General features: G+C 69.6%; 14 protein-coding genes. 6 read left to right on the top strand and 8 right to left on the bottom strand.

Going from position 1 to position 11,189, the window contains the following annotated elements:
- Positions 1-132: 132 nt before the first annotated feature.
- Entirely contained in the window at positions 133-588 is a 456-nt protein-coding gene (locus tag OUA97_RS22345; RefSeq protein ID WP_267234294.1) for an Hsp20 family protein, read from the bottom strand.
- Between the two features lie 262 nt (positions 589-850).
- Here OUA97_RS22345 and OUA97_RS22340 point away from each other — a divergent pair, with 262 nt between their 5' ends.
- Both OUA97_RS22340 and OUA97_RS22335 read left to right on the top strand, forming a co-directional pair.
- The gene (locus tag OUA97_RS22340) at positions 851-1,693 is read left to right on the top strand and encodes a class I SAM-dependent methyltransferase (RefSeq protein ID WP_267234293.1); all 843 of its coding nucleotides are present in this window, start codon (positions 851-853) and stop codon (positions 1,691-1,693) included.
- Positions 1,694-1,760: 67 nt separating this feature from the next.
- Positions 1,761-2,648 (top strand): class I SAM-dependent methyltransferase, encoded by an 888-nt coding sequence (locus OUA97_RS22335; RefSeq protein WP_267234292.1) that lies wholly within the window; start codon positions 1,761-1,763, stop codon positions 2,646-2,648.
- Here the strand turns inward: OUA97_RS22335 and OUA97_RS22330 are convergent.
- Positions 2,645-3,256 (bottom strand): MSMEG_1061 family FMN-dependent PPOX-type flavoprotein, encoded by a 612-nt coding sequence (locus tag OUA97_RS22330; protein WP_267234291.1) that lies wholly within the window; start codon positions 3,254-3,256, stop codon positions 2,645-2,647. The genes OUA97_RS22335 and OUA97_RS22330 overlap by 4 nt on opposite strands.
- Positions 3,257-3,413: 157 nt before the next feature.
- Between OUA97_RS22330 and OUA97_RS22325 the strand changes: the two genes are divergently transcribed.
- The 3 genes from OUA97_RS22325 (at position 3,414) to OUA97_RS22315 (ending at position 5,763) form a co-directional block, all read left to right on the top strand.
- Entirely contained in the window at positions 3,414-3,857 is a 444-nt protein-coding gene (locus tag OUA97_RS22325; protein WP_267234290.1) for a DUF3617 domain-containing protein, read from the top strand.
- A 101-nt stretch (positions 3,858-3,958) separates the two neighbouring features.
- Positions 3,959-4,270: an SCP2 sterol-binding domain-containing protein gene (locus tag OUA97_RS22320; RefSeq protein ID WP_267234289.1), complete on the top strand. Its 312-nt coding sequence runs from the start codon at positions 3,959-3,961 to the stop codon at positions 4,268-4,270.
- A gap of 2 nt (positions 4,271-4,272) precedes the next feature.
- A complete protein-coding gene (locus OUA97_RS22315) occupies positions 4,273-5,763 on the top strand; it encodes an alpha/beta fold hydrolase (protein ID WP_267234288.1) in 1,491 nt (496 codons plus the stop codon).
- Here OUA97_RS22315 and hisN read toward each other — a convergent pair whose 3' ends face one another.
- The gene (gene hisN, locus OUA97_RS22310; RefSeq protein ID WP_267234287.1) at positions 5,764-6,579 is read right to left on the bottom strand and encodes a histidinol-phosphatase; all 816 of its coding nucleotides are present in this window, start codon (positions 6,577-6,579) and stop codon (positions 5,764-5,766) included.
- Positions 6,580-6,658: 79 nt separating this feature from the next.
- Positions 6,659-7,060: a helix-turn-helix domain-containing protein gene (locus OUA97_RS22305; protein ID WP_056016904.1), complete on the bottom strand. Its 402-nt coding sequence runs from the start codon at positions 7,058-7,060 to the stop codon at positions 6,659-6,661.
- A 126-nt stretch (positions 7,061-7,186) separates the two neighbouring features.
- Between OUA97_RS22305 and OUA97_RS22300 the strand changes: the two genes are divergently transcribed.
- Positions 7,187-8,101 (top strand): lysophospholipid acyltransferase family protein, encoded by a 915-nt coding sequence (locus tag OUA97_RS22300; protein ID WP_267234286.1) that lies wholly within the window; start codon positions 7,187-7,189, stop codon positions 8,099-8,101.
- A 95-nt stretch (positions 8,102-8,196) separates the two neighbouring features.
- Here the strand turns inward: OUA97_RS22300 and OUA97_RS22295 are convergent, their stop codons facing one another.
- From OUA97_RS22295 to OUA97_RS22280, 4 genes are all read right to left on the bottom strand, one after another.
- Positions 8,197-9,027: a M23 family metallopeptidase gene (locus OUA97_RS22295; protein WP_267234285.1), complete on the bottom strand. Its 831-nt coding sequence runs from the start codon at positions 9,025-9,027 to the stop codon at positions 8,197-8,199.
- Between the two features lie 4 nt (positions 9,028-9,031).
- Positions 9,032-9,250, bottom strand: coding sequence for a DUF2093 domain-containing protein (locus OUA97_RS22290; protein WP_267234284.1), 219 nt, complete (start codon positions 9,248-9,250; stop codon positions 9,032-9,034).
- 68 nt (positions 9,251-9,318) lie between these two features.
- Positions 9,319-10,776 carry an exodeoxyribonuclease VII large subunit gene (gene xseA, locus OUA97_RS22285; protein WP_267234283.1) on the bottom strand — a complete coding sequence of 486 codons (1,458 nt, stop codon included), beginning with the start codon at positions 10,774-10,776 and terminating at the stop codon, positions 9,319-9,321.
- 97 nt (positions 10,777-10,873) lie between these two features.
- Positions 10,874-11,189 (bottom strand): GcrA family cell cycle regulator (locus OUA97_RS22280; protein WP_323691115.1); only part of this gene is annotated, 316 nt, incomplete at its 5' end.

The following is an 11,189-nucleotide window of genomic DNA, read 5'->3' as shown; positions in this document are numbered from 1 at the left end:
GGGGGGGGGGGGGGGGGGGGGGGGGGGGGGGGGGGGGGGGGGGGGGGGGGGGGCGTCGGGGGGGGGGGGGGGGGGGGCCCCCCCCCCCCCCCCCCCCCCCCCCGGAGGGCTGGAAGCCGCCTCGGGGGGAGGTTAGGCGGCCTTCTCGCCTTCGATCAGGTTGGCTTCGGTCGCGGTCGAAATCGCGATCGTGCGGGGTTTCAGGGCCTCGGGGAGCTCACGCTTCAGCGAGATGGACAGCAGCCCGTCGGCGAGCTTGGCCTCGGTGACCACCACGTAGTCGGCAAGCTGGAACCGGCGCTCGAAGTTGCGCTCGGCCAGGCCGCGGTGGAGGAACCGGCGCTGGTCGTCGTTAGCGGCCTTGCGACCCTGGACGGTCAGGAGGTTCTCCTTGACCTCGATGTTCAGTTCGTCCGGACGGAAGCCGGCGACCGCGATCTCGACGCGGTAGGCGTTCTCGTCGGTGCGCTCGATGTTGTAGGGCGGATAGCCGGCGGCGGCGTCGGCGCTGGCGGTCTCCAGCAGCGAGGCCAGGCGGTCGAAGCCCACGACAGAGCGGTAGAGCGGGGAGAAGTCGATCGTACGCATGCGTTTGTACCTTCTTGGCTTAAGCAAGGTTGCGTGGTTCGGACGGCACGCGAGCCGCATTCGGCCTCGCCCTGTGTCCGGAAGGCCCGGATGACCAGCGCCTTCGAATGTCTAGGTGGGAGGCGATTTGTCCCGTTCAAGACCTACGCCGGGCAACAATCGTGCATGGCCAGGCCCGCGAGCGCGCAAGCCGGGTTGTCAGCGGCGCGGGCCCCTCTAGGCTGCGCCGCGTCCAGGAAAACAACCAGAAGGCACGATGCAGATGTCCCTCCGTATGTTCGCGCTCGCCACTGCCGCGGCGCTCGCCGTCATCGCCCAGCCGGCGATCGCGTCGGCCGAAGACGCGGCCCTGAAGGCCGCCATCGCCGGCCCGCAGCGCAGCGCCGACCATGTCGCCCGCGACCCCGCGCGCCATCCCTATGAGAGCCTCGAATTCTGGGGCGTGAAGCCCAAGGCGACGGTCATCGAAATCTCGCCCGGCTCGGGCTACTGGACCGAGATTCTGGCTCCCTACGCCAAGGCCACCGGCGGGACCTATGTCGCCGGCGTCGCCGACTTGGCCAATCCCAAGCTGTCGGACGGCGCGCGCAAGGGCCGGGCCGACTTCGAGGCCAAGTACGCCGACCAGGCCAAGTTCGGCCCGATCACCTATGTCGGCTTTGGTCCGGTCTCGGGTCCGCTTGGCGCGCCGGGCTCGGCGGACGTGGTCATCACCGCCCGCAACATCCACAACTGGATGGGCCAGCCGGGCATGCTGGACAAGGTGTTCAAGGACTTCCACGATGTGCTGAAGCCCGGCGGCGTGCTGGCGGTCGAGGAGCACCGCTCCGACCCCACCCGCGCCCAGGTTCCGGGCGCCTCCGACGGCTATGTCGCGACCGACTTCGTGATCGCCACGGCCGAGAAGGCCGGCTTCAAGCTGGCCGCCAAGTCCGAGATCAACGCCAACGCCAAGGACACCAAGGACCACCCGTTCGGGGTTTGGACCCTGCCGCCGGTTCGCCGCTCGCCGGCCGCCGACAAGCCCGATCCGAGCTTCGACCGCGCCAAGTACGACGCCATTGGCGAAAGCGACCGGATGACCCTGCGGTTCGTCAAACAGTAGGGCCACGCTTTGACCATCGCCCCGGGTCAGGTAAGCCGCTCGGGACGATGGCGGGTTTGGAATTTACATGCGGCGTATTCTTGCAGGTTCGGCGGCTACTTTCTCGCGGCGGGGCGCTCTGATCGGCGCCCTGGCGCTGGCTGCGTGCGGCAAGAAGGGCGAGGCCGAGCCTGCGCCGACCAAAGCCGCGCGCAACATGACGCTGCAGGATGCGGTCGCCGGCGACTGGCGTCTGGCGGCCGACAAGGCGCGTGACCTCTGGCGACATCCGGTCGAGACCCTGGAGTTCTGGGGCCTGAAGCCGGGCCAGACGGTGGTCGAGTTCTGGCCCGGCGCCGGCTGGTACACCGACATCCTCGCGCCGTACCTGGCGGCCAACAAAGGCAAGTTGATCGCCGCCGACCTCGAGCCGACCGACCCGGCCTCGACCGAGATCGTCGAAGCCTACCGCGCGCGCCTCAAGGCCAAGCCGAAGATCTATGGCGAGGTCGAGATCACCGCCTTCGGCCCGACCAGCGGCCCGGTGGCCCCGGCCGCCAGCGCCGACCTGGTGCTGTTCCTGCGCAACCTGCACAACTGGATGGCGGCCGGCATCGCCGAGAAGGCGTTCCGCGACGCCTTCGCCGCCCTCAAGCCCGGGGGCGTGCTAGGGATCGAGGAGCACCGCGCCCCGCCCGGCGGGGTGCAGGACGTGCTCGCCGCCAATGGCTACGTCCAGGAAGCCTACGCCGTGCGCCTGGCCCAGGAGGCCGGCTTCGTCCTCGACAAGACCAGCGAGATCAACGCCAACCCGGCCGACGACCGCGACCACCCGTTCGGGGTCTGGACCCTGCCGCCCGTGCGGCTCAGCGCGCCGCGCGGCGAACCGGCCGACCCCAACTTCGACCGGGCGCCCTACGATGCGATCGGCGAGAGCGACCGCATGACCCTGCGGCTGGTGAAACCGGTCAGCTAGAGCTGTTCCTTGTAGCTGGCGATGATCTGCTCGTTGGGGACGGGGACCTTTCCCATCTCCAGCTGCTCGAAGATCATTTCCGCGCCGGAGGGCAGGGCGCTGCGTTCGACCTGGGCGTCGGCTTCCCACAGGCGGGCGCGCATGATCGCCTTCGGACAGTGCAGGAAGGCTTCCTCGACCGCGATCATCAGCACTAGCCGCGGCGTCTTGCCAAACTCGACGAACTTGGCGAGCAGGTCGGGATCGGCGGTGGCGCTGGCCCGGCCATTGACCCGCAGCACGTCGTCGAAGCCGGGGATCATGAACATCAGGCCGATGCGGCCGGGGCCTGACAGCAGGTTGCGGATGGTGTCGAGCCGGTTGTTGCCGGGCCGGTCGGGCAGGTAGAGCGTCCGCCCGTCCTCGCTGACATGCACGAAGCCCGGCTCGCCGCCGCGGGGCGAGACGTCGATGGCCCCGTCCGGCCCGGCCGAACTGACCACGCAGAACGGCGAGAGGCCGATGAAGGCGCGGGCGTGTTTCTCGACATGGTCCAGAACCTTGTCGAGCACCAGCTTGCCCGGCTGGCGATAGAGCTCATCGAGGCCGGCGAGATCGAGGGTCTTCATGGGTGTTCTCCCCGTTCTTGTTGAGAGTTGTTCGCAACATGCGCTTGATCCGGCGCGCTGTCATCCCAAGATGAACGGGCCGGCGCTCGGTTCTGTCAGCATGCAGTCACCTGCAAGCCGCTAGCCTGGCCTGAACTCGATGCGCTAAAGGCCAGATATGCTCCGACACGCCCCGCTCGCCCTGATCCCCGCCGTCCTGCTGCTGGCCGCGCCTGCCGCCGCCCAGGAACAGACGATCCTGCCGGGCTACTGGGACGTGACGAACAAGGTCTCGGCGATCGTCAGCCAGACCAAGACCGAGAAGCGCTGCATCACGCCGGCCGAGGTCTCGAAATTCGTGATGGGGCCGTCCAATCGCCACTACAAGTGCGACTACCCGACCCGGGTGTTCAAGGATGGCAAGATTCGCCTGAAGGGCGCCTGCGCCACCAAGAACGGCAGCAAGGCCGCGCTCGAGGCGACCGGCACCTACTCGCCGACCACCTTCACCATGAACGCCAAGATCAGCACCACCTATGCCGGGGTGCCGCTCAGCGCCAACGCCATCACCACCGCCAAGCGGGTCAGCGAGACCTGTCCGGCGGCGCCGCCCGCCTCTTAACCAAGCCTGCGACGAAATCGCCGCTCAAACCCTGGCTGAGCCGTTTACTTGGCTCGCGCTTGAGGCGAAGCTGCCGCTCACGACGATGTGAGGCGGTGCGTATGACGACGACACTTGAGGAACTGACCCAGCGCGTGGCGGCCGCCGTGGGCGAGGACTCCGGCCTGGGCAGGACGTTCAAGGTCGACCTGCGCGGCGAAGGCTTCATCCATATCGACGGCGCCTCGGTGACCAACGAGGACAAGCCGGCCGACCTGACGGTTTCGATCAGCCGCAAGGACCTCAAGGCGCTGGGTGCGGGCGAGCTCAACCCGATGACCGCGGTCATCACCGGCCGGCTCAAGGTGTCGGATATGGGCCTGGCCATGTCGCTGCAGCCGCAGATGCAGGCCTTGTTCGCCAAACTGGGATGAGCATGTCGCCGGCGCCTTTGATTTCCATTCCAAGCGCGCCGGTTCCGGCCGGCGCCGAGGCGGCCTGGTTCGAGGGCGCGGGAAAGGCCCGGCTTCGGGCCGCGCTGTTCCCAGCCCGCGGCGCGGTCCGCGGCTCCATCGTGCTCAGCGGAGGACGCACCGAGCCGATCGAAAAGTATTTCGAGGTCATCGAGGACCTCACCGGCCGCGGCTATGTGGTCCTGGCCCACGATTGGCGCGGCCAGGGGCTGTCGCATCGCGAGCTTTCCGACCGATTGGCCGGCCACGCCCGGGGCTATGACGCGTTCCTGGCCGACTATCACGCCCTGCTCGCCGCCTATGAGAGCCGGCTGCCGCAACCGTGGTTCGCCATCGGCCATTCGATGGGCGGCTGCCTGACGCTGCTGGCGCTGGCCAAGGGCGAGGCGGCCCGGTTCCAGGGCGCGATCCTCTGCGCGCCGATGCTGGGACTTCAACTGGGCAAGACTTCGCCGACCGCGGCGCGGCTGATGGCCGGTCTCAATGTCCTGCTCGGGCGGGGCGGCGCCTATGCGCGTCCGGCCGGGCCGGCGGAGACCTTCGAAACCAACGTCCTGACCCACGACCGCACGCGCTACGAGCGCGCCAAGGCCCAGGTGCGCGCCGAACCAAAGCTGGACCTGGGCGGGCCCACCTGGGGCTGGATCGACTTCGCGCTCAAGGCCACCGCCTACCTGTCGCGGCCCGAGACCTTGAAAAGCGTGACGATTCCGGTCGTCATCGTGTCGGCCGAACAGGATCGACTCGTCGACAACACCGCCCAGCGTGCGGCCGCGAGGAACCTGCCTGCGGGCGAGTTCATCAATGTAGCCGGCGCGTTCCACGAAATTCTCATGGAGACGGACACAATGCGGAACATCTTCCTGCGTGCGTTGGACGCGTTGCTGGGCCGCTCGGCCCCCGCACCGGCTGCGCCCAAGCCTGTGGCGCCGGCGCCCACGACCGCCGCAGCGCCGGCGTCCGCGCCCGCTCCGGCTCCGGTCGCCGAGGTCAAACCCGCGCCGGCCCCTGCGCCCAAGGCCGCCGAACCCGCCCCGGCCGCTCCGGCCGCAGTCGTAGAGGTCAAGTCGGCCGCGCCGAAGGCGCCCGCCAAGCCCAAGGCGGCGCCGAAGCCGAAGGCCGAAGCCAAGCCCGCCGCCAAGTCGGCGACCACCGTGAAGCCCAAGGCGGCCCCGGCCGCCAAACCCGCGGCGAAGGCGGCCCCCAAACCTGCTGCGAAGGCCGCTGCGCCCAAGGCGGCTGCGGCTCCCAAGGCGGTGAAGCCGAAGGCCGAAGCGGCGCCGAAAGCCAAGCCTGCCGCCAAGGCCGCTCCCAAGGCGGCGGCGAAGCCCGCCGCAGCGAAGGCTCCGGCGGCCAAGGCCGTGGCTCCGAAGACCGCGGCTCCGAAGGCCGCCGCCAAGCCGAAGGCCGCCGCTAAGCCGGCGGCCAAGAAGGCTCCGGCCGCGAAGAAGTAGCTATTTCGCCGAGCGGCGCAGGGCGACCAGGGCCTCGTCGAGGCAGGCCCGGTCGCCGGCGATGGCGATCTGGCCGCCGTTCTGCCCGACCGGCTGGCCGCGCCAGTTGGTGACCAGGCCGCCGGCCCCTTCGATCAGGGGGATGGCGGATTCGATGTCCCAGGACTTCAGCCCCGCCTCGATCACCATGTCCATCTTGCCCATGGCGACCATGGCGTAAGCGTAGGCGTCGCAGCCCAACCGCGCCAGCCGCGCGGCGGCGCGCACCTGGGTCCAGGCGCCCAGTTCGGCGCCGTCGAAACAGGCCTCGGGATCGGTGGTGGCGATGGTCGCGTCGGTCAGTTTGGGACAGGCGCGAACCTTCAGGGGGGTGACCTCCCCGCGGGCCATCAGGCGCGATCCGCCCGCGTGGCCGATGAAGACCTCGTCCAGATATGGTTGGCCGATGGAGCCGAGGACCGGGCGGCCCTGGTGGCGCAGGCCGATCAGCGTCGTCCAGAGCGGCAGTCCGGCGACGAAGGCGCGTGTGCCGTCCACGGGATCGAGCACCCACACGAATTCAGCGTCGGGGCGGTCTTCGCCGTACTCCTCGCCGATGACGCCATGTTCCGGAAAGCGGGCGGCGATCAGTTCGCGGATCGCGGCCTCCGCGCCCTTGTCGGCGGCGGTGACGGGGTCGAAGCCGCGCATGCCGCCCTTGTCCTCCAGCCCGTGGTCGGACCGGAAGTAGGGCAGCGTCACGCGCGCCGCGGCGGCGTTGAGTTCGAGGAGGAATGCGTCGAGTTCGGCCAGACGGCCGGCGGCTAGGGCGGGCATGGCATCCGCTTTACCCTGCCGCCGGCCTCCGCGAAATCCCCTGTCGGGGATCGCTGGGTCGGGCGCAAGCAGTCTGACGTCAGGCCGCTTCGTGTTCGCCGTTCAGCGACTTGGCGAGGTCGAGCAGGCGGCGGCGCGGACGCTCGCCGAGTTGGTAGTAGGCGCGGATGAGATCCAGGGTTTCCTTGCTGCCCAGGACTTCGCCGCCGGCCTCGCCGGGACCTTCGCCCAGCGCTTGCTCGCGCTGCGCAGCGTCCGCCAGACCGTCGTAGAAGTAGCCGACCGGCACTTCCAGCGCTTCTGACAGCTGCCACAGGCGGGCCGCCGAAATGCGGTTGGCGCCACATTCATATTTCTGGATCTGCTGGAACCGCACGCCGCACGCGCCGGCCAGCTGTTGTTGGGTCAGGCCCAGCAGGCGCCGCCGCCGGCGCAGCCTTTTGCCCAGGTGAACGTCGATGTTGCTGCCCATGGGTTCCATCGCTCCCGGTCCTTCTGCTTGCCGCCCGTCTCAAAGCGAGACGACCTGTGTTGAATTTCGCAAGTCGCGCGCCAAGCGAGCGCTGTTCGCGTTGCGCGACAGGGAACGACGCGACTAGTAGAGGGCATGACGCAGGCTAAGCCCCCGGTGGCGCAGGATCTTTTGTGGCGGTTGGAGGCCCTGGCCTTCGATGTGGTGATCGCCTTCGCGCGAATGCTGCCGGTCGACCTGGTGTCAGATTTCGGCGCCTGGTTCTTCAAGACCCTCGGCCCGCTGACCAGCGCCCAGAAGGTGGCCGAGACCAATCTGCGCATCGCGTTCCCGCAGGCCTCGGACGCGGAGATCGCCGATCTGTTGAAGGCGCAGTGGGACAATACCGGCCGCACCTTCCTGGAACTGCTGATCATGGACCGGATCATCGGCGCGCCCGATCGGGTCGAGATCGTGAACGGCCAGCGTTTCGACGAGATCGCCGCCAATCAGGAACCGGTGGTGTTCGTTTCGGGTCACTTCGCGAACTTCGAGGTGATGCCCGCGGCGATCGTCAACTCGCCGGTGAAGTGCCAGATCACCTATCGGGCGATGAACAACCCGCACGTCGAAAAGCGGGTGCGCGACTACCGCTTCCGCTACGGGGTCCGCTATTTCGCGCCGAAGGGCGGCGACGGTGCGCGCGAGCTGCTGGCGGCGCTCGGACGCGGCGAGTCCGTGGCGCTGATGAACGACCAGAAGTTCAACGGCGGGGTCGCTGCGCCGTTCTTCGGCGTCACCTGCCACACCGCCCCGGGGCCGTCGCGGCTGGCGCTGCGCTTCAACACGGTGCTGCAGCCGATGTCGGTGCAGCGGGGGCGCAAGGCCCGCTTCCGGGTGGTGGTGCACGAGCCGATCCACCTGGAGCATACCGGCAACACCACCGCCGACATCGAGGCGGCGGTGCGCAAGATCAACGCCATGATCGAGGGCTGGGTGCGCGAGCGTCCGGCCGAGTGGTTCTGGACCCACAAGCGCTGGCCCAACGAGACCTATCGGCGCAATCGCTAGAACATATTCTGCCGAAGTGGTCGCCGGTTCGGCGAAGAACGTGCGCTAAATTCAATAGGTTCATGAGCAAGTCCGATCCGATCGGATCGGAATTGCTAGGCAGGTCCGGGAACGCCGACCATCAGCATCGGGTTCATGTGCCGCCCGCGCCACTTCAGCCGCCAGCAGAGGTGCGGGCCGGTGGCCCGGCCCGTCGACCCGACCGCGCCGATGCGCTGGCCGCGCGCCAGGCTCTGGCCGCCGGCGACGTCGACGCTGCTGAGGTGAAGATAGGCCGAGACCACGCCCTGGCCGTGGTCGATCATGACCATACCGCCCTCGTACAGCATCCGCGGGTCGGCCAGCACCACCAGTCCCCCAGCCGGAGCGGTCACCGGCGTGCCGGTCGGGGCGGCCAGGTCGATGCCGTAGTGCGGCGGGCGCGGCCGTCCGTCGACGATCCTCTGGCCGCCGAACCGCGCCGTGACGCGGAAGTCGCGCAGCGGCGCTGAGAAACCTGTCCTGAAGTCGTCCCGATCGGTGACGCTGGCGAAGGCGGCGGCCTTGCGGCGGCTTTCCTCGGCGATGCGCGCCTCCAGTTCGGGACTGGCCTGGCCCTGATAGACCCGCCGCAGGCCCTTGATGCGCTGGATGTCGTACTCGGCGCGGTCGATTTGCAGGTGGCGCGTCAGGTCCGCGCCGCGGGCGTCGATGCGCACCTGCGCGCGGGGGCCGGCGTCGCGGTCGAAGCCGAGATAGAAGAACCCGTCGTCGGAAGCGCGAGCGACCATCTGGCCGTCGAGGAACACCTTCGCGCGCGGCGTGGTGCGGCCGATGGCGAAGCCGCTCTGCTGCATGCGCCCGCTCAGCGCCAGGTCGGCGGCCTGGATCGGCGCGGCGAGTGCGGCGGAGGCCAGCCCGAGAACCGCCGTGCGGCGGTTCAGCACGCCGTCAGGGATGCAGCGCCTTCCACCGCGCCAGCGCTTCGACCGGCGTGGCGTAGGCTTCCTGGAGGGCTGGATTCCAGTAGCGCAGGGCCTCCACCGGGATCTTCACCTTGGAGACGGCGCAGATCACGTAGCGTCCCGGCTTGAGCACGACGAATTCGCCGTCGCCATAGTGGAGCGAGGCGATATCGGAGCCGGTGAGGTCGCGGTCGTGGGCGTTCATGGAAATCTATGTAGCGCGCCGGAGGCGGCGAGAACAGGGCGCCGCCTGACTTCGCCGCTGCGATGCGGTCAGAACAGGTCGCCCTGGTTGGAGGGGGCGGGCGGCGGTTTGGCGGTGCGCGCGGGCTTCGCGGCCGGCGTCGGCGTCACGGGCGGCGCGGCGCTGGGCGTCCCGTCGATGGTCGCCTCGCGGCTCTGGTCGGCGAAGACCAGCCGCACGCCTTCGCCGCTGGCCAGGGTGGCGCCTTCCCGCACCAGCGAGCCGTCGGCGCGGTGCACCCGGGCGAAGCCCCGTTTCAGCGGCGCGCTCGGATCGACCGAAACGTAGAGCTTTGAAAGGCTGGAGAGCCGCTCGGCGGTGCGGTCCAGGCCGCGGGTCATTGCCGGCTTCAGGCGGACCACCAGCCGCGCCAGGCGGTCGGCGTGGACCTGCTGGGGCCGTTGCAACAGGCCCGGCGACAGCCGCGAGGAGACCCGCACCAGGTCGGTGTGGTGCGCCGCCACGTTGCGTGACAGTCCCGCGCCCAGCCGGCTGGAGGCCAGGTTGAAGCGCTGGGCGGCCATCTCCACCAAGTCGGGGACGCGGGCCAACGCGCGGCCGGCGTGCTCGACCCGGCCGCGGCGGTCCTCGACCGTCCGCCCGCCGCACCGGTGCAGGCGGCCCGAAAGGTCGCCGATATAGGCCTTCAACTCGGCCAGCACCGGCGTGGCCATCTCGGCGGCGGCGGTCGGCGTCGGGGCGCGGCGGTCGGACACGAAGTCGATCAGGGTGGTGTCGGTCTCGTGCCCGACGGCCGAGATCAGCGGGATCGTCCCGGCCGCCACCGCGCGCGCCAGGCCCTCGTCGTTGAAGGCCCAGAGGTCCTCGACCGAACCGCCGCCGCGGGCCACGATCAGCACGTCGGGGCGCGGCACAGGCCCGTCGGGCGCCATGGCGTTGAAGCGGGCGATGGCGTTGGCGACCTGCCCGGCGGCGGCGTCGCCTTGGACGACGACCGGCCAGACGATCACCCGGCAGGGCCAGCGGTCGCGGATGCGGTGCAGGATGTCGCGGATCACCGCGCCGGTGGGGCTGGTGATGACGCCGACCACGGCCGGCATGGTCGGCAGCGGCCGCTTGCGAGCCTGATCGAACAGGCCCTCGCCATGCAGCTTGGCCTTCAGGCGCTCGAGTTGGGCCAGCAGCGCGCCGACGCCGGCCGCCTCCATGGTCTCGATGACCATCTGGTAGCGCGAGCCGGCCGGATAGGTGGTGATCTTGCCGGTGACCACGACCTCCATCCCCTGTTGCGGGCGGATGGAGAGATTCTTGACCGAGCCCTTCCAGACGACGCCGTCGATGGCGGCGCGCTCGTCCTTGATGGTCAGATAGACGTGGCCGTTGGAATGGTGGGTGACCTTGGAGAGTTCGCCGCGCAGGCGCACGAACCCGTAGGCGTCCTCCAGCGTGCGCTTCAGCGCGAACGCGAGTTCAGAGACCGAATAGGCCTTGGCGTTGCTGTCGGAGTCGGTCGCGACGTCGGTCATAGGGCAGACATAGCGGCGTGCGCCGCCGAAAAGAAGTTAGGGCGCGCCTGTCGACAGCTAGCCATCGACAGGCGCGCCCCGAACCCATCCCCCCGGATCAGATGTACCGGCGCAGCGAGCGGGCCAGTTCGTTGGCGCCGCCGCGCTTCTTGGTCTGCACCGGCTGATAGGCGACGCGGGCGTGCTCCATGCAGTAGGGGCCCTCGTCCTGCCGGCGGCCGCAGAAGGTGAAGCTGTCGCTCGACGGATCGCCGATCGGCCACTTGCACATGTGGGCGCCCAGGGTCAGCACCGTGGCGGTGCCCGGTGCTTCCTCGACATAGCGCACCGGCGACGGCACCGGGGTCGGCGCGGCGGTCGCGACGGCGGCCGGTTCGGCGATGCGGCGCGGCGCGGCCGGTGCGGCGGCTGTC

The organism is Phenylobacterium sp. 58.2.17 (assembly GCF_026411515.1).
In the GTDB taxonomy this organism is placed as follows: domain Bacteria; phylum Pseudomonadota; class Alphaproteobacteria; order Caulobacterales; family Caulobacteraceae; genus Phenylobacterium.
This window is presented reverse-complemented; position numbering and strand designations above follow the sequence as displayed.